Origin of the sequence: Pararhizobium sp. A13 (genome assembly GCF_040126305.1) — a bacterium.
In the GTDB taxonomy this organism is placed as follows: Bacteria; Pseudomonadota; Alphaproteobacteria; order Rhizobiales; family Rhizobiaceae; genus Pararhizobium.
Genome location: NZ_CP149510.1, coordinates 1104881 through 1129894, shown reverse-complemented (window position 1 = coordinate 1129894; position 25014 = coordinate 1104881). Strand labels below are relative to the sequence as shown.

Below are 25014 nucleotides of genomic sequence, written 5' to 3'. Positions count from 1 at the left end.
TGCAGGTTGTCCTGTTGAAAGGCATGCCGAAACCGGCCGCCCGATGGTCGCCTGATTTCCTTGCAACAGGATTTAGTAAACCTTCAAGCGCGATACCATAGGCAATACACTATCCTGGCAGGTTTTTGTCGGAAAAGCACAGATTCAGGCCACTGCACCCGCGCTCCGGGACTTGGCGGCGCGCCGGTCCCACCCGAAAAGCCGGTTGCAAATCATCCGTTAAGGTGAGCGGCGCTCTTCAACGGCACTGTTTTGCGCAAAACAAAAGCCCGGAGCTTGCGGCTCCGGGCTCACATATCTCCAGCTCGAAGAAGACTTATGCGGACTTCTTGCGATCGTCCTCGTCGTTGACTTCTTCGTAGTCGGCATCGACGATATCGCCATCGCGGGCCGCGTCAGCAGCCGCATCGGCATTGGCCGCATCCGTCTGCTGCGCTTCGTACATCGCCTGGCCAAGCTTCATCGAAGCTTCGAGCAGCGTCTGGGTCTTGGTCTTGATGTCTTCAGCATCCGGCTCGGAGGCCTCGACGGCGGTCTTCAACGCAGCGATCGCGTCGGAGATCGCGGTGCGCTCGGCTTCCGTGACCTTGTCGCCATATTCCTTCAACGACTTTTCCGAGGAATGAATCAGGCTTTCAGCCTGGTTCTTGGCTTCCACGGTTTCGCGACGCTTCTTGTCGGTTTCGGCATTGGCCTCGGCGTCCTTGACCATCTTCTCGATATCCGCGTCGGACAGACCGCCCGATGCCTGGATCCGAATCTGATGCTCCTTGCCGGTGCCCTTGTCCTTGGCCGAAACCTGCACGATGCCGTTGGCGTCGATATCGAAGGTGACTTCGATCTGCGGAACGCCACGCGGAGCCGGCGGGATGCCAACCAGGTCGAACTGGCCGAGCAGCTTGTTATCGGCAGCCATTTCGCGCTCGCCTTGGCTGACGCGGATGGTCACGGCATTCTGGTTGTCTTCGGCCGTCGAGAAGGTTTGGCTCTTCTTCGTCGGGATCGTCGTGTTGCGCTCGATCAGACGGGTGAAGACGCCACCGAGGGTTTCGATACCGAGCGACAGCGGGGTCACGTCGAGAAGCAGAACGTCCTTGACGTCGCCCTGCAGAACGCCAGCCTGGATGGCGGCGCCGAGAGCGACGACTTCATCCGGATTGACGCCCTTATGCGGTTCCTTGCCGAACAGTTGCTTGACGGTTTCCTGCACCTTCGGCATGCGGCTCATGCCACCGACCAGAACGACTTCGTCGATCTCGGCCGCCGTGACGCCGGCATCCTTGAGGGCAGCCTTGCACGGAGCAACCGTGCGCTGGATGAGGTCGTCGACCAGGCTTTCGAACTTGGCGCGCGACAGCTTCATCGTCAGGTGCTTCGGACCGGAAGCGTCTGCCGTGATGAACGGCAGGTTGATTTCGGTCTGCTGCGAGGACGACAGCTCGATCTTTGCCTTTTCGGCAGCTTCCTTGAGGCGCTGCAGAGCCAGCTTGTCGTTCTTCAGGTCGATGCCCTGATCCTTCTTGAACTCGGCTGCAAGGTATTCGACCAGACGCATGTCGAAGTCTTCACCACCGAGGAAGGTGTCGCCGTTGGTCGACTTCACTTCGAAGACGCCGTCGCCGATTTCCAGAACCGAGATATCGAACGTGCCGCCGCCCAAGTCGTAAACGGCGATGGTCTTGCCGTCCTTCTTGTCGAGGCCATAGGCGAGTGCCGCTGCCGTCGGTTCGTTGATGATGCGCAGGACTTCAAGACCGGCGATCCTGCCGGCATCCTTGGTTGCCTGGCGCTGCGCGTCGTTGAAGTAAGCGGGAACGGTGATGACGGCTTGGGTAACCTTTTCACCGAGATAGGATTCGGCGGTTTCCTTCATCTTCTGAAGGATCATGGCGGAGATCTGCGACGGGGAATACTTCTCGCCGTGCGCTTCGACCCAGGCGTCGCCATTGTCTGCCTTGATGATCTTGTACGGCACCATGGCCTTGTCTTTTTGCGTGGTCGGATCCTGGAAAGTGCGGCCGATCAGGCGCTTGATCGCAAAAAGCGTGTTTTCCGGATTGGTGACTGCCTGACGCTTGGCCGGCTGGCCGATCAGGCGCTCGCCGTCTTCGTTGAAAGCAACGATCGAAGGGGTCGTGCGCGCACCTTCCGCATTTTCGATGACCTTCGCGTCCTTGCCGTCCATGACGGCGACGCAGGAGTTGGTCGTTCCCAAGTCAATACCGATTACTTTAGCCATGTCGTTCTCTCCTTGCAGCGGACTGTCAGAACCCGGTCAGGCATTCATTTGACAGCCCCTAACGGGATGGTCTGTGGAATATTCGCGGTGGAAGCCGCGGCGATGGGGCGTATATAAGGAGCAGCGTTTCGGACTGCAAGGCGTCTGCGCGCCTGAAAACACGCAAAAACCGAGCGGTAAAGGGCAAACAGACCGAAAAAACCGCCTGCTTGAACGCTGTCATTTCACGTTCAGCCTGCTTTTAAAAGGCGACATGCCTCCCCTCGCAGTGCCTCTTTCCTGTGCTACGAAACGTAAGAACGAAATGACGGGTGGTCAACCGCCGGTGAGGATGTCGAACAGCGTGGTGCGCCGTGTCGCGCCGGTCGTCTCGCCGACATCAGCCGGCGGCACCAGTCCCGAATTCGCCGGCTGCCCCACGCCCTGCTGAGTGGCAGCCTGCCCGTTAGCGACAGGCGCCTGTGGAAATTCGTCCGTGCCGTCTTTGCCAAAGGTGTCGGAAATGACGTCGCCAATAGTTTCGGGTGCGGCCTGATTGTCCTCGAATGTCGGCTGAACGCCGGTCGTGCCGAAGACGGGCGACGGCGACAGGCCTTCATGTGCCGCCGTCATATAGTCGTGCCAGGCCTTGGCCGGAAGGCCGCCGCCGGTCACCTTCTTCATCGACTTGCCGTCATCATTGCCGAACCAGATGCCGGTCGTCAGATTGCTTGTGAAGCCGACGAACAGCGCATCGCGGAAGGACTGCGTGGTGCCCGATTTGCCGGCGGCCTGCCAGCCCTTGAGTTTCGCGCTCTTGCCGGTGCCATGCTCGATCACGCCCACCATCATCTGGTTCATCTCGCTGACGACGGCGGGATCAAGCACGCGGGGTGGATTGTCATAGGTGTTTTCGTAAAGGACAGTGCCATCGGCCGTCGAGATCCGCTTGATGACATGCGGCGTTGCCTTGAAGCCGCCATTCATGAACGGCGCGTAGGCGGATGTCAGCTCGACGAGGCTGACCTCGGAGGTGCCGAGCGCGATCGAGGCATTGGCCTGCATTTCCGATTCGATGCCGAGCCTGTGGGCGAGCTTGATGACGTTCTGCGGTCCGACTTCCATGACGAGTTGAGCGGCGATCGTGTTCAGCGAATTGGCAAGCGCCGTCGAAAGGGACACCTCACCGCGATATTTCTCGTCATAGTTCTCCGGCGTCCAGTTGCCGATCCGGACCGGCGCGTCGTTGCGGATCGACATCGGCGTGCGGCCGATCTCCATGGCGGCGGCATAGACGAAGGGCTTGAAGGCGGAACCGGGCTGGCGCTTGGCCTTGACCGCGCGGTCGAATTGACTGTCGGCATAATCGCGGCCGCCGACCAGGGCGCGAATGGCGCCGGTGCCATCGATGGATACGAGCGCGGCTTGGCTGACGTTGAGCTTCTGGCCGGATTCGTCGAGGCTGGCTGCGAGCGTCTCTTCGGCCTTCTTCTCGAGGTCGAGATCGAGCGTGGTGTCGACGACGAGGTCCTGGCTGATCTCGCCGACCATGCCCGGCAACTGGTCCATGACCATGTCGGCCACATAATATTGCGCCCCGGACCAGAAGCTCTTTGCCTTGGTCGGCGGCTGCGACATCGCCGTCTTGATCTCGGCGTCGGTGATGAAGCCTTCCTCGCGCATGGCACCGAGCACCACCTGCGCGCGCTCTTCGGCAGCCTTCGGATCGCGCGCTGGCGACAGGCGCGACGGCGCTTTGAGCAGTCCCGCAAGAAGAGCCGCCTCGCCGAGGTTCACATCCCGTGCCGACTTGTTGAAATAGCGCCGCGATGCCGCCTCGACGCCATAGGCGTTCGAGCCGAAAAACACCCGGTTCAGGTACATCGCAAGGATCTGGTCCTTGGTATATTTCTGCTCCAGCCAGACGGAGAGCAGCACTTCCTGCACCTTGCGCTCAAGCGTCCGCTCCGGCGAGAGGAACAGGTTCTTGGCAAGCTGCTGGGTGAGCGTCGAGCCGCCCTGCACCATGCGCCCGGTGGTGATGTTGGTCAGCATCGCACGGGCCAAGCCGAGCGGATCGACGCCGAAATGCGAATAGAAGCGCCGGTCTTCGATGGCGATAACGGCCTGCGGGATATAGGGCGACATGTTTTCGAGCGACAGCGCCTCGCCCCCGGTCGCGCCGCGATTGGCGATGATATCGCCACTGACGGCGAGGATCTTCACGTTTGGCGGACGGTCGGGAATGGCCCAACTCGTGGCGCTCGGCATGCGCGCGCCGTAATAGAGCACCAGCCCGCCGACGCCGATGGCGCCCCAGATCCCGAGAACGACGCACCAATAGACCATGGAACGGATGAGGCCGGTGAGACCGCCGCCACCGGGCGAACCGCCGCGGCCGGAGCCCTTCTTCGATCTGTTCTTTTTCACTGCCGATTTCGAGCTGCCGGACTTACGGCCTCCACCACCGACGCGATCTCCGGCATCGACCCGCAGTTCGCCATCGTCACGGCTCCGCCCGCCCTCGAACGAAGGTTCTATTCTCTGCGATGATTTGCGATTTCCTGCCATGCCGCGGTGGGGTGCTCCAGACGAGCGTTTCGGGATAGCCAAGCCGGCCATTCCGCCGCCACGCCGATTTCGAACAGTCCGATGAAGTGTAAATGCGGCGATTTAAGGGGGAGTTAAATTCCGATTTGAATAAAATCGTGCGCTTTCAATTCGTTGCGTGGAACCATTTCCGATCCGCTCCCGGGCTAGAATGCAGATATAGCGCCGTATGCGACAACGCGCGCCATCGACGCGTCCGCACGTTCGCAGCGCACCGCAGGTTTTCGTGGATTTCCTCAGTTCGCGTTCGCCTTCGCAATACGGTGCGTTGCGTTGTCCAGGGCATTGCTGGTTTGTACGCCGTCCTGCTTTATACCGCGCGCCGTGTTGCCGCATGCGGCAAGGGTGAACAAGGACAGGCAGGCAACGGCAATCACGACTTTCGACATGGTTATTCCTCCCGTGAATTCGGCATTAGAAGAACATGATGCGCGTCGCCGAGAAATCAATTCAGCCGGAACCAAAAAACACAGGCACTCTTCCCCGGCGTTTTCAGAACAGCGGCGTCCCGGCGCCACATAATAAATTCTGCAGATCTTCGATCTCGGAGTTATAAAACCGAATGAAAACAACGGTCGTTGCAAAATAAAAATAATAAAACTTGACTGCACAATCCCGGTAACCTATCTGAGCCTTGGTCGATATTTGTTAGATGACTTTGGTTTTTGCGACATAGAGCGCAATCGGACGAACTTTCCTTCAGATTCGAACATCAAGCCTCGCTGTAATATCTACGGCTTGGTCACTATAATTTGCTAGAGAAAGGGATCGTTATGGCCACTGGCACAGTAAAATGGTTTAATTCCACCAAGGGCTTCGGCTTCATTCAGCCGGACGACGGCAGCCAGGACGTTTTCGTCCACATTTCTGCTGTTGAACGCGCTGGCATGCGCGGCCTCAACGACGGTCAGAAGATCAGCTTCGAGCTGGTTCGTGACCGCAAGTCCGGCAAGATGTCGGCAGACAGCCTCCAGGCTGCCTAATACCAATCTGGCGCGATCATCCGCGCCGGAGAAATGCGCTTCCGCGGTTGACCACGGATGTACTGGCAGGTGTGTCGAAGCGCGTTGTGAAAGGTCGGGTCTTGCCCGGCCTTTTTGATTTTTCGGCACTTCGGTGGGCACCTGCCCTCCACAAAATAGGCCGCCACCTTCAAATCGCCTTATCCGCATTGAAACTGCCCTGAACGACAGGAGCAATGCGATGAAAACCATCCTTACCTCCCTGATGACCGCGGCCGCGCTGACCGCGTCCTGCCTCAGTGCAACGGCGCAGGACAAGACCGCCTATGTCGATGACCGCTCCGATGGGCCGGCGTTGATCCGCTCGCTCTACAATGCGATCAATCGCAAGGAATATGCCCGCGCCTACAGCTATTTCGCCGACCGGAAACCCTTCGGCGACTATCAGTCCTTTGTTCAGGGCTATGCAAAGACGATGGACGTTCAGGTGATCACCGGTACGGTAACGCCCGAAGGCGCTGCAGGAAGCACCTACACGCCAGTGCCGGTCGCGATCAAATCGACGGAGAAGGGCGGCAAGGAGCGTATTTTCGCCGGATGCTATATCACCCGCGTCGTCAATGCCGCGATCCAGGAGCCGCCCTTTGCGCCGCTGCATATCGAGAGCGCCGAACTCGAAGAGGTTGATGGTACGCTGGAAAAGGCCCTACCGAGGGTTTGTTATCCACCCTCGTGAGATGACGCTCTATTCGTCATGCTTTCGCCCGCTGTCCGCCTGTCTGCCGGCGAGGAACTGCGAATGCTCGAAGACGACCACGACGAGGAGCGCGAAGAGAAAGGGCACGATCAGGTAGAACAGTCGGAAGATGGCAAGTGCTGCCAGAACGCCCGCGGGATCCATTTCCGGCAGTCCGGCAATGAACACCAGTTCCAGCACGCCGAGCCCACCTGGAGCATGCGACAAAAGCGCGGCCGAAAAGGAGGCGAGAAAAACGCCGAGGACGACCATGTAGCCGGGATTTCCGGCCTCTGGCAGCGCGAAGTAGATGATCGCCGCTGCCGCGATCAATTCGACGGGGGCGATCAGCAATTGCCGCAGCGCCAGCGAGGGTTTTGGATATTCCAGCCAAAACCAGCGGGTTTTCAAGGGCCGGAAGCCGACAAGGCTGCCGACGACGTAAAGCGTGATCAGCGCGAGAATGATCAACCCGGTCGAGATCGACGCGCCGATCGGCAGGAATGTGGCAAAGCGGGCGGTGATCTCCGGCTCGATCAAAAGCACGATGGCCGACAGCGTCAACGTTCCGAGCAGGAAGGTGACGGAACAGAAGGCGACGAGAATGCCGGTTTCGGCGGCCGAAAGCCCCTTCGATCCATAGGCCCGAAAGCGCACCACCGCACCGGAAAACACCGATGCGCCCACCGTGTGCGACAGCGCATAGGCGGTGAAGGAACAGACGGTGATGAACCAGAGTGAAATCCTGTGGCCGAGATGTTCCAGCGCCAGATGATCATAGGCCGCCAGAGCGGCATAGGCTGCGAGTGTCGCGCAGCCGGCCAATATCCAGCCTTTGACGGGCACGGCTTTCAGGCTTTCGACGAAATCATGCGCCGAAAGACCATGCAGTTCGTGATAGAGACCGTAGAGCGAAAACAGGATCGCGGCCAGCCCTACGAGCGGCCAGGCGAATTTACGCACCAGTTTCATGAGGCCGGGATTCTTGGGGGCTGCACGCAAAATATCATCTTGCCGATGAGAACACCCCCGGCCAATCCGGTCAAGGGTGCTAACCGTTAACAGTCTGCCTTCCAACGTGCCGCGTCGACGTCGCGGCACGTTTGAAGACATGTATCAGGCGCCGAGCGCGGCGAGAATCCGGATCCACGAGCGGATGCCCTTGTGGAAGGACTGAAGATCGTATTTCTCGTTCGGCGAGTGGATGCGGTCGTCGGAGAGGCCAAAACCGACCAGCAGCGATTCCATCCCAAGCATCTTCTGGAAATCCCCGACAATCGGGATCGATCCACCCATGCCAATCAGCACGGCGGGCTTCGGCCATTCGTCGGAAAGAGCCGATTTCGCGGTATTCAGCAGGGGCGAATCATAAGGAAGCTGGATTGCCGGCGAGCCGCCATGCTTGTGGAATTCGACCGAGCAATCCGCGGGGATTTTCGAGGCGACATAGGCCCGGAAGGCCGTCCGGACCTTGTCGGGATTCTGTGTGCCGACGAGCCGGAACGAAACCTTGGCGGACGCCTGGGCGGCGATCACGGTCTTGAAGCCTTCCCCTGTGTAGCCGCCCCAGATGCCGTTGACTTCAGCCGTCGGACGGGCCCAGGTCAGCTCCATGACCGAGCGGCCCTTTTCGCCTGAGGGAATGGCAAGGCCGATCTCGCCGAGGAACTTTTCCGTTGTCATGCCGAGCGTTTCCCAGGCAGCCTTGATCTGTGACGGCGTCTCCTCGACGCCCTCGTAGAAACCGTCGAGCGTGACATGGCCGGTCTCGTCGTGAAGTCCAGCGAGAATGTTGGTGAGGATATGGATCGGATTGGCCGCAGCGCCGCCGAAATAGCCGGAATGCAGGTCGCGGTCGGCAGCGGTGATGACGATCTCCTCACCGACCAGGCCGCGCAGGCCGGCGGAGATCGCCGGTGTATCGCGGTCCCACATATTGGTATCGCAGACCAGCGCATAGTCCGCCTTCAGCTCGGCAGCATTGGCTTCCAGGAACGGCTTCAGCGATGGTGAGCCGGATTCCTCCTCGCCTTCGAACAGGATCGTGACTTCGCAGGGCAGCGCGCCGTTGATTTCCTTATAGGCGCGGCAGGCTTCGACGAAGGTCATCAACTGGCCCTTGTCGTCGGCCGTCCCACGACCGGTGATGACCTTGCGGCCGCCGTCCAGTTCCTTGATCGAAGGCTCGAAGGGAGCCGTTTCCCAGAGACCGAGCGGATCGACCGGCTGGACGTCGTAATGGCCGTAGAACAGGACATGCGGCGCGCCCTCCTTGCCGGCTGCGTGATGGGCAACGACCATCGGATGGCCGGGCGTGTCGCGCACCGAGGCGTCAAAACCGAGGCCAGTCAGGTCGGCCACAAGCCATTCCGCTGCCTTGCGGCACTCCTCCTTGTAAGCCGGATCGGTGGAGATCGACTGGATCCGCACCAGATCGAAAAGCCTGTCCAGGCTCTTGGGGAGGTTTTCGTCCGCGCGGGTGAGAATGCTGGCCGTGTCTGTCATGTCCGAATCCTTGTTGTGCGGCGGAACCTAGACAAAGATCGCAGCAGCTTTAAGCAAAATATTTTGATCGTTCGATCATGGCCGCCGGCGGGGTGATTTTCTCAACTGCGCATGCCGTTGGCGATCGCCATACGCATATATTCCAGCATCAGTTCCCGCTCGAAGTGCCGAAAGCCGGAGAGAAGCGACTGATCCGCCGCAATCGCGGCCTGCTTCGCTTCCGCTTCCATCGCCCGCGCCCTGTCCGTCAGGAAAATCTGCTGGGCGCGCTTGTCGGTCGGATGTTTCTTCCGAAGGATCAGGCCGTCGCGCTCCATCCGGGCCAAAGTATTGGCCATCGTCGCCTGCTCGATGTCGAGGCGATCGAGAAGCTGCTTCTGGGTAAGGCCCTCTTCACTCCAAAGCTCCAGAAGAACAGGAAACTGGCCGGGCGCAAAGCCAAGTTTCTGGCCTCTCTCCTGCAAGGCGCGGGAGAAGCTTTTTGCCAGGAGGCTAGCCAGGTATGTCGCAGAATCCATGCGGTCGAAGGCCATGAATATGGGTACCTCTCACCAAGCTGGAACACAAGTTACATTGCAGGCGATGCACTCCCCCGAGCCGCCTTTTCTATATGGACGTGATGGCTCCGGTACACAAACAAAAACCGCCATGGCGGAGGCGGGGCCACGGCGGTCTTGTCATAATTCGGACAAAGGCCCGGAGAGGGGGGATAGGCCTTTGTCCTAACATCTGGCTTTGGCGGGGGACAGGCCTCTTGCCAGACGACGGCGTGTTCAGGTGCCGTTCCTTATAATTTGTGGTGTCAAATGTGGCTTTTCAAGGACTCGATGGGCCGGACGACATTACAAAATGGTAACGTTGCCGTGAGGGCCCTCAGTTTCCGTCCTCAGATAAAAATTTCCGCGCTTCGGAATGAAATATGGACGCCCATCGCGGCCCACGCTATCCCTGTCGCCATGAAAAAAGGTGATCATCTCTTCCTCGTCGACGGCTCCGGATTCATTTTCCGGGCGTTCCACGCCATCCCGCCGCTCAACCGCAAATCGGACGGCCTGCCGGTCAATGCCGTTTCCGGATTCTGCAACATGCTGTGGAAGCTCCTGACCGATGCGCGCGACACTTCCGTCGGGGTGACGCCGACCCATTTCGCGGTGATTTTCGACTATTCCTCGAAAACCTTCCGCAACGAACTCTATGACCAGTACAAGGCGAACCGCACCGCACCGCCGGAAGACCTGATCCCGCAATTCGGGCTGATCCGCCATGCGACGCGCGCCTTCAACCTGCCCTGCATCGAGAAGGAAGGCTTCGAGGCCGATGACCTGATCGCTACGTACGCGCGGATGGCGGAGGCGGCGGGCGCGGACGTGACGATCGTCTCGTCAGACAAGGACCTGATGCAGCTCGTCACGCCCAATGTGTCGATGTACGACAGCATGAAGGACAAGCAGATCTCGATACCGGAAGTGATCGAGAAATGGGGCGTGCCGCCGGAAAAGATGATCGACCTGCAGGCGATGACCGGCGATTCGACCGACAACGTGCCCGGCATCCCCGGCATCGGCCCCAAGACGGCGGCGCAGCTTCTGGAAGAGTTCGGCGATCTCGACACGCTGCTTGCCCGCGCCGGCGAGATCAAGCAGCAGAAACGCCGCGAGAACATCCTCGCCAATGCCGAGCTTGCCCGGCTGTCGCGTCAGCTGGTCATGCTGAAAACCGACACGCCGATCGACGTTCCGCTCGAGAACTTCGAACTTCACACACAGGACGGGCCAAAGCTCATCGCCTTCCTCAAGGCTATGGAATTCACCACGCTGACCCGCCGCGTCGCCGCTGCGACCGAAACCGATGCGGATGCGGTGGAAGCCGCAACCGTGCCGGTCGAATGGGGTGCGGCAGCCCATGGACCCGATCTCGACAAGGGCGAACTTTCGCCACCACCGCCGCCGTCCGAGCTGTCCTCGGCAACGTCGCCGGCGCTCGGCAGCGCCGCCGAGGCCGCCACTGCCTTTGCTGCCGTCAAGACAGTCGAGCCGCCGGCCGCGACACCGCAAAACCTTGCTCAGTTGCGCGCGCAAGCCTTTGCCGCCGCAAAAATCGACCGCAGCGCCTATGTGACAATCCGCGATATCGCGACGCTCGATACCTGGATTGCCATGGCGCGTGAGGCCGGCATTGTTGCCTTCGACACCGAGACGACCTCGCTCGACGCCATGCAGGCGGAGCTCGTCGGCTTCTCGCTGGCGATCGCCGACAACAGCAGGAACCCGACTGGTACCGACATTCGCGCCGCCTATGTGCCGATTCTTCACAAGACTGGCGGCAACGATCTTTTCAGCGACGGCGTGAAGCTGGCGCCGGGTCAGATCCCGGCGGCTGCCGCCCTCGAACGCCTGAAGGACCTGCTGGAGGATCCGTCGGTCCTGAAGGTGGCGCAGAACCTCAAATACGACTACCTCGTGGCGCGGCGCCACGGCATGACCATTGCCAGCTTCGACGATACGATGCTGATGTCCTATGTGGCTGACGCGGGCGCCGGTGCCCACGGGATGGATTCGCTGTCCGAAAAATGGCTCAGCCACCAGCCAATCCCCTACAAGGACGTCGCAGGCAGCGGCAAATCCGCGCTCGGCTTCGACTACGTCGATATCGACAAGGCAACGGCCTATGCCGCGGAAGACGCCGATGTGACGCTGCGGCTGTGGCAGGTGCTGAAGCCGCGCCTTGCGGCGAAAAACCTCAACACCGTCTATGAGCGCCTAGAGCGGCCGCTGGTACCGGTTTTGGCGCAAATGGAAGCGCGCGGCATCACCATCGACCGGCAGATCCTGTCACGCCTTTCCGGCGAACTGGCGCAAGGCGCCGCCGGCCTCGAACACGAAATCTACGCCATTGTCGGTGAGAGCTTCAACATCGGCTCGCCGAAACAGCTCGGCGATATCCTGTTCGGGCGCCTCGGCCTGCCCGGCGGGGCGAAGACCAAGACTGGCCAATGGTCGACCTCCGCCTCGGTGCTCGAAGACCTGGCCGCAGAGGGACACGAGCTGCCGCGCAAGATCGTCGACTGGCGGCAGCTGACCAAGCTCAAATCCACCTATACCGACGCGCTTCCCGGCTTCGTACATCCGGAAACGAAACGCGTGCACACGTCCTATGCGCTGGCGGCGACAACCACGGGGCGGCTCTCCTCGTCCGATCCCAACCTGCAGAACATTCCGGTGCGCACCGCCGAAGGCCGCAAGATCCGAACAGCCTTCATCTCGACGCCTGGGCATAAGCTGGTTTCGGCCGATTACAGCCAGATCGAGCTCAGGGTGCTTGCCCATGTCGCGGAAATCCCGCAGCTGAAGCAGGCGTTCTCCGATGGCATCGACATTCACGCGATGACGGCTTCGGAAATGTTTGGCGTGCCGGTCGAGGGCATGCCAAGCGAAATCCGCCGCCGTGCCAAGGCGATCAACTTCGGCATCATCTACGGCATCTCGGCCTTCGGCCTTGCCAACCAGCTGTCGATCGAGCGCTCGGAAGCCGGCGACTACATCAAGAAGTATTTCGAACGCTTCCCCGGCATCCGCGACTATATGGAAAACACCAAGGCCTTTGCCCGTGAAAACGGCTATGTCGAAACCATCTTCGGCCGCCGCGCCCATTATCCGGATATCCGTTCCTCCAACCCCTCGCACCGCGCCTTCAACGAACGGGCGGCGATCAACGCGCCGATCCAGGGCTCGGCCGCCGACATCATCCGCCGAGCAATGATCAAGATGGAGCCGGCGCTGGCAAATGCCGGGCTTGGTCAGCGCGTGCGCATGCTGCTGCAGGTGCATGACGAACTGGTATTCGAGGTCGAGGATGCCGATGTCGAGCGCTCGATCCCGCTGATCGTCTCTGTCATGGAGAACGCCGCGATGCCGGCGCTCGACATGAAAGTGCCGCTGAAGGTCGATGCCCGCGCCGCGCATAACTGGGACGAGGCCCACTGAGGAAAACAAGCCCGGGGTGCGCCGGTCCAACACCAAGATCAAGCACGCGCGAATCCTGTCATGGCCTGGCGGTTCTCGCGCTGCGATTCTTGCATTTTCAGCCATCAGGTCCGCCATCAAACCGCTGCTCCCTCAGGATGATAGAAACTGAGCTGCCAGCCTTGCAAAACGATTGTCGCGGTGGCTCACCGGAGATACCGGCGTATAGCTCCGGGCGGAACGACCTTGAACCTCCCGGCCACGTCGATTTGGAGGAAATCATGGCGTTTCAGACTTTCATTCTCACCCTGTCCTGTGACGACAAACCCGGCATCGTCGCTGCCGTGACGACGCAGCTTTGCGCCGCCGGCGCCAATATTGCCGAGAGCAACCAGTTCTGGGACAGGCAGACGAACCGCTTTTTCATGCGGATTGCCTTCCAGGTGCCGGTGGGCGTCTCGCGGGACGATCTGGAGCGGGCCTTGAAGGCGCCAATCGACCGCTTCGGCATGAAGGTCAGCATCACCGATGGCGGCCGCAAGCCGCGCATCCTCATCCTCGTCTCCAAGTTCGACCATGCGCTGCTGCACCTGATCTACCAGATCCGTGTCGGCTGGCTGAATGCTGAAGTGGTCGCGATCGTTTCCAATCACAATGACAGCCAGCGTACGGCGGAACTGGAAGGAATTCCATTCTACTGTTGGCCGGTGAACAAGGAAAACAAGGCGCAGACGGAAGAGAAGCTATTGCAACTCATCCAGGAAACCGGCGCTGATCTCGTGATCCTCGCCCGCTATATGCAGGTCTTTTCCGACAACCTGTCGACGCGGCTCTACGGCAAGGCGATCAACATCCACCATTCGTTCCTGCCGAGTTTTAAGGGCGCCAAGCCCTATCATCAGGCACATGAGCGCGGCGTCAAGCTGATCGGTGCCACCGCCCATTACGTCACGCCGGATCTCGACGAAGGCCCGATCATCGAGCAGGAAACCGAGCGCGTGACGCATGCGATGAGCGCCGAGGATTTCGTTGCTGCGGGCCGCGACATCGAAAGCCGGGTGCTTGCCCGCGCCGTCAAGCTGCATCTGGAAGACCGTGTCATGCTCAACCGTCACAAGACCGTGGTCTTCCGCTAATGCATGTCGCCCAAAAGTGCGCAGCGGTTTTGGGACAACGACATGCATAAAAACAAAGCCTAAATCGCATCGCATGACTCCGTTTTGACGCGATGCGATTTAGGCCATTGAATGGATATCGGCCGAGGCGGCCACGTCGATGGCTGCCGGCCTGAAGCTGGTGAACAACCGCTTCAACCCGTCCCTGCCTTCGGCCGCCAGATCGAAGCGGCGGCCGAAGAGAAGCCATTCGGTGCACAGTCCACCCACCATCCACCACAGTGCCTTGGTCGCCGAGTGCGGCGTCCAGTTTGCATTGAGATAGCCCTCGTTCTCTGCCCTTGCGAAGGCGCTCTCGAGCGAAGCGATGTGCCTGTCATCGACCTCCTGCTGTCTTTCAAGAACCGGCATGAGGTCCTCGCCATAGCCGCAGCGCAGGAGGATGGTGAAGATGCGCTGGCGATGCTCGTCGCTTGCCAGTTCGTCCAGCCAGTCGACCGTCAATTTCTCGATAAATGAGAGGACACCAGAGGCCGGTTGCTCGATATCGCGGGCAATCATGTCTTCCAGCGGCAGGGACACGGAATTGTAGAGTTCGAGAAAAAGATCCGTCTTGTTGGAAAAATGCCAGTAGATGGCACCGCGCGTGACGCCGGCCGCCTTGGCAACATCCTCGAGCGTCGCGTTGGAGACGCCCTTTTCATAGAAAAGCCGCTCCGCCGCACTGAGGATGTTGTTGCGCGTTTCTTCCGCCTCGGCCTTGGTTCTCCGCATGTCTGCCCTTTCAAAGGAAAAGGCCCGCGACGGCGGGCCTCCTCTCTCATTCGCCTGGTGTTGCTACTGCCTCTTGCGCCTGCTCGACCGGCTTTGCCTTCACCCGCCCGAAGATCTTCATCACGAAGACGAAGAAGATCGGCACGAAGAAGATGGCGAGAACTGTTGCCGAGATCATGCCGCCCATCACGCCGGTGCCGATGGCGCGCTGGCTGCCAGAGCTTGCACCCGTGGCGATCGCCAGCGGCAGAACGCCGAGCGTGAAGGCAAGCGACGTCATCAGGATCGGCCGGAAGCGCAGATGCGATGCCTCGATTGTTGCCTCCAGCAGCGACTTGCCTGCCTCCATCTGCTCCTTGGCGAACTCGATGATCAGGATCGCGTTCTTTGCCGAAAGGCCAATGATCGCGATGAGGCCCACCTTGAAGTAGACGTCGTTCGGCATGTCGCGCAGCGTGACGGCAAGGACAGCGCCGATAGCGCCGAGTGGCACCACCATGATCACCGAGACCGGGATCGACCAGCTTTCATAGAGCGCTGCGAGGCACAGGAAAACCAGAAGGCAGGACAATGCGATCAGGATCGGCGCCTGGGTACCCGACTGGATTTCCTGCAGCGACTGGCCGGTCCACTCATAACCGAAGCCGACCGGGAGCTGTTTGACGAGGTTCTCCATCTCGGCGATCGCCTCGCCTGACGAATAGCCGGGTTGGGTATCACCGCTGATGCGTACCGACGGATAGCCGTTGTAGCCCACCGTCTGTGTTGGCGCCTTCACCCATTCGACGGTCGCGAAGGAGGAGATCGGCACCATGCCACCGCTCGAGTTGCGAACGTTGAGATTGAGCAGGTCGGCCGTCTGCATGCGCTTGTTCTCGTCCGCCTGTACCGTCACGCGCTGCATGCGGCCGGCATTCGGGAAGTCGTTGACATAGGTCGAGCCGAGGTTGGTCGAGATCGTCGTGTTGATATCGGCGAAGGTCACGCCGAAGGTATTGGCCTTCTCGCGATCGATGATCACATTTGCCTGCGCCGCATCCGGCATGCCTTCGAAGCGTACGCCGGCAACGATCTTGCTCTGGGCCGCAAGGCCGAGCAGCTGGTCGCGCGCTTGTGCAAGGGCTGCCTCGCCGAGACCACCACGATCCTGCAGACGGAACGAGAAGCCACCCGTCGTGCCGAGACCCTGAATCGGTGGCGGCGACAGCGCGAAGCTGATCGCATCCTTGATCTGGCTCATCGCCATGCTGGCGCGGCCGGCAATCGCCTGGGCCGCATTTTCCGGACCACGTTCCGCCCAGTCCTTGAGCGTCACGAAGGCGAGCCCGGCATTCTGGCCGGCGCCGAAGAACGAGAAGCCGTTGATCGCGACGATGCGATCGACACCCTGTTCCTTGCTGAAGATGTCCTCGGTCTGCTGGATGACCTCATCGGTGCGGTGTCCGGTCGCTTCGGAAGGAAGCTGCATCATGACGATGACATAGCCCTGGTCCTCATCCGGCAGGAAGGAGGATGGCAGCTTGAGGAACAGATAGCCGAGACCGGCCAGCACGGCCAGATAGATGATCATGAAGCGGCCTGAACGGCGGATCAGCCAGGATACGGAACCGCTGTAGCGATGCGAGGTACGATCGAAGAGGCGGTTGAACCAGCCGAAGAAGCCGCTCTTCGCATGGTGGTGGCCCTTCGGCACCTGCTTCAGGAAGCTGGCGCAGAGTGCCGGCGTCAGCGACAAAGCGAGCAGCGCCGAGAACAGGATCGACACCACCATTGTCAGCGAGAACTGGCGATAGATGACGCCGACGGCGCCCGGGAAGAAGGCCATCGGGATAAAGACCGAAGCCAGAACCAGCGTGATGCCGATGACGGCGCCGGTGATCTGCTTCATCGCCTTGCGGGTCGCTTCGCGCGGCGTCAGCCCCTCTTCCGACATGATGCGTTCGACATTTTCAACGACGATGATCGCGTCGTCGACGAGAATGCCGATCGCCAGCACCATGCCGAACATGGTCAAGACGTTGATAGAGAAGCCCATGAAATACATGACGGCACAGGTGCCGAGCAGGGCCACCGGAACGACGATGGTCGGGATGATCGTGTAGCGGATGTTCTGCAGGAACAGGAACATCACCAGGAAGACGAGGCCGACCGCTTCCAGCAGCGTGTGCAGCACCTTCTCGATCGAGACCTTGACGAAGGGCGAGGTATCGTAGGGGATCGAATATTCCAGCCCGTTCGGGAAATAGGCGGAAAGCTCGTCCATGCGCGCCTTGATTGCCTCAGAGGTTTCCATGGCGTTGCCAGTCGGGGAGAGCTGCACGCCGATCGCGGCCGAAGGCTTGCCATTGAGACGGGTGGTGAAGGAGTAGCTTTCGCCGCCCACCTCGAGCCGCGCCACGTCGCGCAGGCGCACGGCCGAACCATCCGGATTGGCGCGAAGGACAATGGCGCCGAATTCTTCCGGCGACGACAGCTGGCCCTTGATGATCACAGGAGCTGCAATCTGCTGGGTGATCGGATTCGGCTGCGCGCCGATCGAGCCGGCTGCGACCTGGGCGTTCTGCGCACCGATCGCGGTCGTCACATCTTCTGCCGTCAGGTTGAGGCCGAGCATCTTGTCGGGATCGAGCCAGACGCGCATCGACCGCTGCGTGGCGAACAGCTGGGCACGGCCGACGCCCGGAACGCGCTGGACTTCGCTCAGCACGTTGCGGTTCAGGTAGTCGCCGAGACCGATGGCATCCATCGAACCGTCAGTCGAGGTCAGCGCAATGATCAGGAGGAAGCCGGAGCCGGCTTCATCGACCTGCACGCCCTGCTGCTTGACGCTGTCGGGCAGCCGGGCTTCGACGCGGCGCACGCGGTTCTGCACATCGACCGCCGCCTGCGCCGGATCGGTGCCCGGCTCGAAGGTAACATTGATTTCGCTCGATCCTTGAGCGCTGGACGTGGATTCAAAATAGAGAAGCCCGTCGACGCCATTCAACTCGTCTTCGATGAGGCGCGTGACGCTCTGGTATGTGTCCTGCGACGATGCGCCGGGATAGGTGGCGGTGATCGAGATCTGCGGCGGCGCCACATCCGGATATTGCGAAATGGGAAGCTGCGGGATGGCGATGGCGCCTGCCACCATGATGAAGATCGCGACCACCCAGGCGAAAATCGGCCTGTCTATGAAGAAACTTGGCATCGCGCAGTCCTCACTTCTGCTCGACCGCGGGCTTTTCGCCCCCGGCCGGTGCGGCGGCAGCCGTATCGGCCTTGCCGGCTTCAGCCTGCGCGGACTGCGCCGCGCCCGCCTCACCGGCAGGCTTGCCGTTCGGATCCCACTCGGCCGGAACGACCTCCGCTCCGGGGCCGATCTTCTGGAAGCCCTCGACGATCACCTTTTCTCCGGTTTTCAGGCCGTTGGTCACCATCCAGCGATTGCCGATGGTGCGGCCAAGCGTGATGTTGCGGAATTCCACCTTGTTTTCGCCATTGACGACATAGACCTGCGACTGACCGCTGTTGCTGCGCTGGACAGCCTGCTGCGGGATGGCGATCGCGTTCTTTTCGACACCCTGCTGAATCTGCACGCGGACATACATGCCGGGCAGCAGATCGCCGTCGGGATTTGGGAATTCGCCGCGCAGCGTCACCTGACCGGTCGTCTCATCGACGGCGGCTTCCGAGAAGAGCAGCTTGCCCTTCTGATCATAGGGCGTGCCGTCATCAAGGATCAACTGTACCGCCGCTTCATTCTTGTCGGTTATCAGTTGGCCGTCCTGCAGGGCCTTGCGCAGACGGATCAGATCGGTAGCCGGCTGCGTGAAGTCGGCGTATACCGGATCGAGTTGCTGGATCGTCGCCAGATTTTCCGTGCCGTTGGCGCTGACCAGCGCACCTTCGGTGATCAGTGCACGGCCGATACGGCCGCTGATCGGCGCGGTGACGCTCGCATATTGTAGATTCAGCCTTGAGGTCGCGAGACCGGCTTCGGCGACTGCGACATCGGCATCGGCCTGCGCCAGCTGTGCGATCGCGTCGTCATACTGCTGCAGCGCCGCCGCACCGGATTTGCGCAGCTGCGTCTGACGGTCAGCGGCCTGCTTGGCCTGAAGCTGCACGGCTTTGGCGCGTGTCAGTGTTGCCTCGGCGCTGTCGACCTGGACCTGGAAGGGGGCCGGGTCGATCTTGTAGAGCACCTCGCCTTCCTTGACCATCGAGCCCTGCTGGAACACGCGATCGACGATAATGCCAGTGACGCGCGGTCGCACTTCCGCGACGCGGGTCGCGGCGATGCGGCCGGGGAGCTCGTTGGTGATCGGCAACTCCTCGGTCTTCGTCGTGACGACCGCGACCTGCGATGGAGGAAAGGCGGGCGCGGCCTGTTGTTCTTCCTGTTTCTGGCATCCAGCAACAACAGCCAGACCGGCCACGGCCACCGTCAAGATCAGTCGATTCATCCGCATCATCGGTTCCACGCATAAGCCCGGCGCGGGCCAGCCCCTGGTAAAAAGGAAAGCGGCAGCAGCCGGAAGTTAAAAAGATCATCAAGACACGGCGCACCCAACGGGGTGCTAATGTAGCCATATCAAATTATACAAACAGATATGTATGTTAAAATCGGAGGGAGCGCAAGCCAATGATGCGGCGCACAAAAAAACGTTACCGAGCGGCAACTTCTGTCATCGCTCGGTACAAAAATTGGATTTTCAAGATCAGCGCAAGACCCGGTCGTCCGAGCCGAAACGATGCATCGCCGTCCTGTCCGGCGTCGCATAGACAACATCGTCGACATCGTAGCGGTGCTCGCCGAAGAGCCGGACCGTCAGAAGGCCGGTGAGCTCCGTTTCCAGATAGAGAATGGTGTCGGCACCGAGGTGCTCGACATGAATGACCTTGCCCTTCCAGTCGCCACTTTCGCGCGACAGGATGATGTGCTCGGGCCGGATGCCGATGGTTTTCGCTTGGGTGTCACCGAGCTTGCCCGCCTCGATGAAGTTCATCTGCGGCGAGCCGATGAAACCGGCGACGAAGACGTTTGCCGGCTTGTTGTAAAGCTCCATCGGCGAGCCGACCTGCTCGATCTGGCCAGCATTGAGCACCACGATCTTGTCGGCGAGTGTCATGGCCTCGACCTGGTCGTGCGTCACATAGATCATCGTCGCCTTGAGGCTGCGATGCAGCCTTGCGATTTCGATACGCGTGTTGACGCGCAGCGCTGCATCGAGGTTCGATAGCGGCTCGTCGAACAGGAAGAGCTTCGGCTCGCGCACGATGGCGCGGCCGATGGCGACGCGCTGGCGCTGGCCGCCGGACAGCTCGGCCGGGCGGCGCGCGAGATAAGGTTCCAGCGACAACATCGAGGACGCCTTGGCGACCTTGGCGTCAACCTCGACCCTGGGTGCGCCCATCTGCTTCAGGCCAAGGCCCATATTGTCCTTGACGGTCAGGTGCGGATAGAGCGCGTAGGACTGGAACACCATGGCGATACCGCGCTTGGCGGGCGGCGTGTTGATCACCTCCAGGCCGTCGATCTGGACGCTGCCGGAGGTCGCGTCCTCCAGACCGGCGATCACCCGCAGGAGCGTGGACTTGCCGCAGCCTGACGGGCCGACGAAAATAACGAACTCACCGTCCTTCACTTCGAGATCGATGCCCTTCAGAACCTCATGGGTGCCGAAGGCCTTGCGAATGGATTTCAGATTTAAAGATCCCACGTGAGGCCCTCTTTTATAGTTTAACGGGACGACCGGTGCGCACGCTTTCATCGGCCGCAAGGCAGATGCGCAGCGACTGGACGGCATCATCCATGTGTCGTTCGAGGTTGATGTTTTCGGTGATGGCCTTCAGCACATAGGCCTGCTCTAGATCGCAGAGTTCCTGATGCCCCGGCTCGCCATCCATTTTCAGGTCTTCGTCCTTGTGGACGAACTTGCCATCCGGCCCGGTTTCTGACCTGTGGACACGAATGACGGCGGTCTTGGTATGCGTGTCGATGTCGTCGGACTTGGCGTTCGGATCCATGACGATCGAGACCGAGCCGTTCGGCGTCATCACGTCCTTCACGAAGAAGGCGGTTTCCGAAATCATCGGCCCCCAGCCCGCTTCGTACCAGCCGACGGAGCCATCCTCGTAGATCACCTGCAGGTGACCGTAATTGTACATGTCCGGCGCAATCTCGTTGGAGAGCCGCAGGCCCATGCCACGGACCTCGACCGCCCTGGCATCGGTGATCTGGCACATGACATCGACATAATGCACACCGCAATCGACGATCGGCGGGGTGGTGTCCATCAGTGCCTTGTGGGTCGTCCAGGTCGGGCCGCTCGATTGCTGATTGAGATTCATGCGGAAAACATAGGGGCCGCCGAGCTTGCGGGCCTCGGCGATCAGCCGCACCCAGGAGGGGTGATGGCGCAGAATATAGCCGACGATGAGTTTTCTGCCGGCCCTCTTGGCTGCCGCGACCACCCGTTCTGCATCAGCCACCGTCGTTGCCAGCGGCTTTTCGACGAAGACGTCGCAACCGGCTTCGAACGCCATGACGGCATAATCGGCATGGCTGTCTGAATAGGTGCAGATCGAGCAGAGATCGGGCTTCAACTCTTCCAGTGCGGCTTCGAAGCTCGGATGGATCATGTAGCCCTGGAGTTCGGGCACCAGAGCCACCTTCGAGCGGTTGACCAGACCGACGATCTCGAAGCCGGGATTGTTGTGATAGGCGAGCGCGTGGCTGCGGCCCATATTGCCGAGGCCGGCGACGAGTACGCGGATGGGCTTGGCGCTCACTTGACGGCTCCAGCGGTAATGCCGCGGATCAGCTGCCGCGAGAAGATGACGTAGAGGACGAGGACCGGGAAGATCGCCAGCGACAGGGCGGCAAGCACCGCGTTCCAGTTGGTGACGAACTGGCCGATGAAGACCTGTGAGCCGAGCGTGACCGTCTTGGTAGCTTCGCCAGGGGCGAGGATCAGCGGGAACCAGAGGTCATTCCAGATCGGGATCATCGTGAAGACCGCGACCGTCGCCATGGCCGGCTTGATGAGCGGCAGCACCAGGCGGAAGAAGATCGCATACTCCGACAGGCCGTCGATGCGTCCGGCATTCTTCAGATCGTCCGAGACGGTACGCATGAACTCCGACAGGATGAAAATGGCAAGCGGCAAACCTTGCGCGGTATAGACGAGGATCAGCGCCGTCAGCGTGTTCACCAGACCGGCGGCGACCATGCCCTGCAGGATCGCCACCGTGCCGAGGCGGATCGGGATCATGATGCCGATGGCGAGATAAAGCCCCATCATCGTATTGCCCTTGAAGCGATATTCCGACAGCGCGAAGGCAGCCATCGCGCCGAACAGCAGCACGAAGAAGATCGAGACGACGGTGACGATCAGGCTGTTCTGGAAATAGCCGACGAAATCGCCCTGCTTCAGCACCGTCTCATAACCGACGAGGCTGAAGGTATTTGCCGTCGGCGGCGAAAGCGGCGTGCGGAAGATGGCATTCCGGTCCTTGAACGAATTCACGATCGTCAGGAGAACCGGGAACAGGGCGATGACGGTGTAACCGGCGAGCGCCAGATGTACGAAGCCGGAACGCAAGGGTGACATGCGTGCTTTTGACATTTTGTCCTCTCCGTTAGAACTGGTAGCGGCGGACACGCCGCTGGATGCCGAAGAGATACAGCGACACGCCGGCAAGGATGATCAGGAACATCACCGTGGCGATGGTGGCGCCCATCGAGCGGTCGCCCAGTTGCAGCTGGAAGCCGAAGAAGGTGCGATAGAGCAGCGTGCCGAGAATGTCGGTGGATCCGTCCGGTCCGGCCAGCGCCCCCTGCACGGTATAGATCAGGTCGAAGGCGTTGAAGTTGCCGACGAAGGTAAGGATCGAGACCATGCCGATCGCCGGCAGTACCAGCGGCAGCTTGATCTTCCAGAACTGGCTCCAGCCGGTGACGCCGTCGCATTCTGCCGCCTCGATCACCTCGTCCGGGATGTTGAGCAGCGCCGCATAGATCAGCATCATCGGGATGCCGATATTCTGCCAGACGGAAATCAGTGACACCGCGATCAGCGCCGAACCGGGCTTGCCGAGCCAGGGGGCGAAGAAGGCCTTGAGACCAACCAGGTCCATGAAAAATGGTGTGATGCCCCAGATCGGCGACAGGATCAGCTTCCAGATGAAACCGACAATGACGAAGGACAAGAGCGTCGGCAGGAAGATCGCGGTCCGATAGAAGGTAGCAAGCCTGAGCTTCGGGATCGACAGCATCGCGGCAAGCGCAATGCCAAGCGGGTTCTGGACCAGCATGTGGATGGCGAAGAAAACGAAATTGTTCTTGAGCGCCCGCCAGAAATCCGCCGCCCAGCGCTCTTCGCCGAACAGCACCTGGAAATTGGCAAAACCGACGAAGGTCGGCTGGCCGTCAACGGTGTTGAACAGCGACAGGCGCAGCGTTTCCGCCAGCGGCAGGATCATGACGGCGGAATAGATGACGAAGGCGGGCAGCAGGAAAACGAGGATATGCCAGCGTCTCGCCCGTGCCGGTGTTTGAATGCTGTCCTCAGACATTATGGCGCTGCTCATGGCTCTGCCGCTCCGACCCGTTTTTCGTCGATCACCGCGAAATGCGGCAAGGCGCTGCGCCGCCGGTCCCCGCCGCGCATGCCTCAGCCAGCGGGCCGAAGCCGCCGGTGGGATGTGATTTTAGATTACACGATTTTGCGCTCAATGCGCCGGCGCCTGCATTACCTCCCCCTTGATGGGGGAGGTAAAGCAGAACGCGCGGGTGGGGGTGACTATTGCTTCACGCGAAAGATCACACCACCCCGGCACTTCGTGCCGACCCTCCCCCTCAAGGGGAGGGTAAGTTGGCTACTTCGCCGGCTTGTACCAGCTGTCGAGACCCTTCTGCAGTTTCTCGGCGGCGACTTCCGGCGTATCGGTGCCGTTGATGACGTTGGCCGATTCAACCCACGTCTCGTTTTCGAGGCTCGGGGTGCCGCGCGCCAAGATCTGGTAGGTCGAGCGGATGGTCGGCTTGCACTTTTCGCGCCAGGACACGAATTCCTGCGCGAGCGGATCGGCCATCTTCACCGCTGTCGAATTCAGGCTGAAGAAGCCCGGCAGCGCGTTGGCGTAGATGTCGGCGAATTCCGGCGAGGCAACCCAGCTCAGGAACGTCTTGGCTTCTTCCGGATGCGCGCTCTTGGCATTCAGGCCAACGCCGATGTCGGTGTGGTCGGAGATATAGCAGGTATCGCCAGCGGCCTTAACCGGCGGCGGGAAGGCGCCCATCTTAAACTGGGCCTGGGTGTTGAACAGGCCGATTTCCCATGAGCCGGCCGGATAGATGGCGGCGCGGCCGAGCGTGAACAGGTTCTGGCTGTCCGGATAGGTCTGGGCTTCGAAGCCGTCGCCGAGATAGTCCTTCCACTTGGCAAGAACGCGGTAGGGCTCGACCCACGGCTCGTCGGTCAGCTTCTGCTCGCCCTTGATGAGAGCGGCGCGGCCTTCCTCACCCTTCCAATAGGTCGGGCCGATGTTCTGGTAGCCCATGGTTGCGGCTTCCCAGAGATCCTTCGTGCCCATCGCCATCGGGATGTAGGTGCCATCGGCCTTGATCTTGTCGAGCGCGGCGAAGAATTCGGCTTCCGTCGTCGGGATGGCGATACCGAGCTTGTCGAAGGCATCCTTGTTGTAGATGAAGCCGTGGATGACCGAAGCCATCGGCACGCAGAAGGTCGCCGAACCGTCGTCCGTCGTCCAGGCGGATTTGGCGACCGGAGAGAAATTCTCCATGCCGGCAAGGCCGGTGAGGTCGGCGAGGTGTTTCTTGTTGTAGAGTTCGAGCGAGACGTCGAACGGACGGCAGGTGACGAGGTCACCAGCGGAGCCGGCGTCGAGCTTGGCGTTCAGCGCAGCGTTGTATTCGGTCGGCGCCGTCGGCGCGAATTTCACTTTGATACCCGGATTCTTCGCTTCAAAAGCCGGGATCAGTTTTTCCTGCCAGATGGTCAGGTCGTCGTTGCGCCAGCTTTCGATCGTCAGCGTGACGTCTTCCGCATGCGCCAGCCCGGCGGAGCCGAGGATGCTGGACACAAGCAGCAAGCCTTTCAAGGTAGTGCGGGTCATTACGTTC

18 protein-coding genes are annotated in these 25014 nt (G+C 60.6%); 4 read left to right on the top strand and 14 right to left on the bottom strand.

All coding sequences use genetic code 11. The features are described from left to right. Nucleotides 1–316 precede the first annotated feature (316 nt). From dnaK to WI754_RS05310, 3 genes are all read right to left on the bottom strand, one after another. Nucleotides 317–2239 (bottom strand): molecular chaperone DnaK, encoded by a 1923-nt coding sequence (gene dnaK / locus WI754_RS05320; RefSeq protein WP_349436613.1) that lies wholly within the window; start codon nt 2237–2239, stop codon nt 317–319. Nucleotides 2240–2554: 315 nt separating this feature from the next. Then, nucleotides 2555–4789 carry a transglycosylase domain-containing protein gene (locus WI754_RS05315; protein WP_349436612.1) on the bottom strand — a complete coding sequence of 745 codons (2235 nt, stop codon included), beginning with the start codon at nt 4787–4789 and terminating at the stop codon, nt 2555–2557. Between the two features lie 275 nt (nt 4790–5064). Then, on the bottom strand, nt 5065–5217 hold the full coding sequence (locus WI754_RS05310; RefSeq protein WP_349436611.1) for an entericidin: 153 nt from the start codon (nt 5215–5217) through the stop codon (nt 5065–5067). Nucleotides 5218–5601: 384 nt separating this feature from the next. On the opposite strand from WI754_RS05310, the gene WI754_RS05305 reads away from it, so the two are divergent. Together WI754_RS05305 and WI754_RS05300 are read left to right on the top strand one after the other, a co-directional pair. After that, a complete protein-coding gene (locus WI754_RS05305) occupies nt 5602–5811 on the top strand; it encodes a cold-shock protein (RefSeq protein ID WP_037129397.1) in 210 nt (69 codons plus the stop codon). A gap of 220 nt (nt 5812–6031) precedes the next feature. Then, nucleotides 6032–6526 (top strand): hypothetical protein, encoded by a 495-nt coding sequence (locus WI754_RS05300; RefSeq protein ID WP_349436610.1) that lies wholly within the window; start codon nt 6032–6034, stop codon nt 6524–6526. 9 nt (nt 6527–6535) lie between these two features. Here WI754_RS05300 and WI754_RS05295 read toward each other — a convergent pair whose 3' ends face one another. The 3 genes from WI754_RS05295 to WI754_RS05285 form a co-directional block, all read right to left on the bottom strand. Then, complete coding sequence (locus tag WI754_RS05295) at nt 6536–7498, bottom strand: lysylphosphatidylglycerol synthase domain-containing protein (RefSeq protein WP_349436609.1); 963 nt, start codon at nt 7496–7498, stop codon at nt 6536–6538. Between the two features lie 144 nt (nt 7499–7642). Continuing rightward, complete coding sequence (locus tag WI754_RS05290) at nt 7643–9031, bottom strand: dipeptidase (RefSeq protein WP_349436607.1); 1389 nt, start codon at nt 9029–9031, stop codon at nt 7643–7645. A gap of 101 nt (nt 9032–9132) precedes the next feature. Then, complete coding sequence (locus WI754_RS05285) at nt 9133–9564, bottom strand: MarR family transcriptional regulator (protein WP_349436606.1); 432 nt, start codon at nt 9562–9564, stop codon at nt 9133–9135. A 423-nt stretch (nt 9565–9987) separates the two neighbouring features. Between WI754_RS05285 and polA the strand changes: the two genes are divergently transcribed. Both polA and purU read left to right on the top strand, forming a co-directional pair. Next, the gene (gene polA / locus WI754_RS05280) at nt 9988–13014 is read left to right on the top strand and encodes a DNA polymerase I (protein ID WP_349436605.1); all 3027 of its coding nucleotides are present in this window, start codon (nt 9988–9990) and stop codon (nt 13012–13014) included. 260 nt (nt 13015–13274) lie between these two features. Beyond that, complete coding sequence (gene purU / locus WI754_RS05275; RefSeq protein ID WP_349436604.1) at nt 13275–14129, top strand: formyltetrahydrofolate deformylase; 855 nt, start codon at nt 13275–13277, stop codon at nt 14127–14129. A 99-nt stretch (nt 14130–14228) separates the two neighbouring features. Here the strand turns inward: purU and WI754_RS05270 are convergent, their stop codons facing one another. From WI754_RS05270 to WI754_RS05235, 8 genes are all read right to left on the bottom strand, one after another. Beyond that, on the bottom strand, nt 14229–14882 hold the full coding sequence (locus WI754_RS05270) for a TetR family transcriptional regulator (RefSeq protein WP_349436603.1): 654 nt from the start codon (nt 14880–14882) through the stop codon (nt 14229–14231). A gap of 46 nt (nt 14883–14928) precedes the next feature. Continuing rightward, nucleotides 14929–18072, bottom strand: coding sequence for an efflux RND transporter permease subunit (locus tag WI754_RS05265; RefSeq protein ID WP_349436601.1), 3144 nt, complete (start codon nt 18070–18072; stop codon nt 14929–14931). Between the two features lie 10 nt (nt 18073–18082). After that, the gene (locus tag WI754_RS05260; RefSeq protein WP_349436600.1) at nt 18083–19348 is read right to left on the bottom strand and encodes an efflux RND transporter periplasmic adaptor subunit; all 1266 of its coding nucleotides are present in this window, start codon (nt 19346–19348) and stop codon (nt 18083–18085) included. Between the two features lie 237 nt (nt 19349–19585). Continuing rightward, on the bottom strand, nt 19586–20587 hold the full coding sequence (locus WI754_RS05255) for an ABC transporter ATP-binding protein (RefSeq protein ID WP_349436599.1): 1002 nt from the start codon (nt 20585–20587) through the stop codon (nt 19586–19588). A 13-nt stretch (nt 20588–20600) separates the two neighbouring features. Further along, nucleotides 20601–21659 carry a Gfo/Idh/MocA family oxidoreductase gene (locus WI754_RS05250; protein WP_349436598.1) on the bottom strand — a complete coding sequence of 353 codons (1059 nt, stop codon included), beginning with the start codon at nt 21657–21659 and terminating at the stop codon, nt 20601–20603. Continuing rightward, nucleotides 21656–22495, bottom strand: a complete 840-nt coding sequence (locus WI754_RS05245; protein WP_349436597.1) for a carbohydrate ABC transporter permease — start codon at nt 22493–22495, stop codon at nt 21656–21658. Before WI754_RS05245 ends, WI754_RS05250 begins: the two co-directional genes overlap by 4 nt. 13 nt (nt 22496–22508) lie before the next feature. Next, nucleotides 22509–23459, bottom strand: coding sequence for a sugar ABC transporter permease (locus WI754_RS05240; protein WP_349436596.1), 951 nt, complete (start codon nt 23457–23459; stop codon nt 22509–22511). Between the two features lie 288 nt (nt 23460–23747). After that, nucleotides 23748–25007 carry an ABC transporter substrate-binding protein gene (locus WI754_RS05235; RefSeq protein WP_349436595.1) on the bottom strand — a complete coding sequence of 420 codons (1260 nt, stop codon included), beginning with the start codon at nt 25005–25007 and terminating at the stop codon, nt 23748–23750. Nucleotides 25008–25014 lie beyond the last annotated feature (7 nt).

Coding starts and splice junctions, on each gene's coding strand:
- WI754_RS05265 (WP_349436601.1), bottom strand. CDS start 18,072: ATGCCAAGTTTCTTCATAGACAGGCCGATTTTCGCCTGGGTGGTCGCG.
- WI754_RS05295 (WP_349436609.1), bottom strand. CDS start 7,498: ATGAAACTGGTGCGTAAATTCGCCTGGCCGCTCGTAGGGCTGGCCGCG.
- WI754_RS05240 (WP_349436596.1), bottom strand. CDS start 23,459: ATGAGCAGCGCCATAATGTCTGAGGACAGCATTCAAACACCGGCACGG.
- WI754_RS05290 (WP_349436607.1), bottom strand. CDS start 9,031: ATGACAGACACGGCCAGCATTCTCACCCGCGCGGACGAAAACCTCCCC.
- dnaK (WP_349436613.1), bottom strand. CDS start 2,239: ATGGCTAAAGTAATCGGTATTGACTTGGGAACGACCAACTCCTGCGTC.
- WI754_RS05245 (WP_349436597.1), bottom strand. CDS start 22,495: ATGTCAAAAGCACGCATGTCACCCTTGCGTTCCGGCTTCGTACATCTG.
- WI754_RS05310 (WP_349436611.1), bottom strand. CDS start 5,217: ATGTCGAAAGTCGTGATTGCCGTTGCCTGCCTGTCCTTGTTCACCCTT.
- WI754_RS05270 (WP_349436603.1), bottom strand. CDS start 14,882: ATGCGGAGAACCAAGGCCGAGGCGGAAGAAACGCGCAACAACATCCTC.
- WI754_RS05300 (WP_349436610.1), top strand. CDS start 6,032: ATGAAAACCATCCTTACCTCCCTGATGACCGCGGCCGCGCTGACCGCG.
- WI754_RS05315 (WP_349436612.1), bottom strand. CDS start 4,789: ATGGCAGGAAATCGCAAATCATCGCAGAGAATAGAACCTTCGTTCGAG.
- WI754_RS05235 (WP_349436595.1), bottom strand. CDS start 25,007: ATGACCCGCACTACCTTGAAAGGCTTGCTGCTTGTGTCCAGCATCCTC.
- purU (WP_349436604.1), top strand. CDS start 13,275: ATGGCGTTTCAGACTTTCATTCTCACCCTGTCCTGTGACGACAAACCC.
- polA (WP_349436605.1), top strand. CDS start 9,988: ATGAAAAAAGGTGATCATCTCTTCCTCGTCGACGGCTCCGGATTCATT.
- WI754_RS05305 (WP_037129397.1), top strand. CDS start 5,602: ATGGCCACTGGCACAGTAAAATGGTTTAATTCCACCAAGGGCTTCGGC.
- WI754_RS05285 (WP_349436606.1), bottom strand. CDS start 9,564: ATGGCCTTCGACCGCATGGATTCTGCGACATACCTGGCTAGCCTCCTG.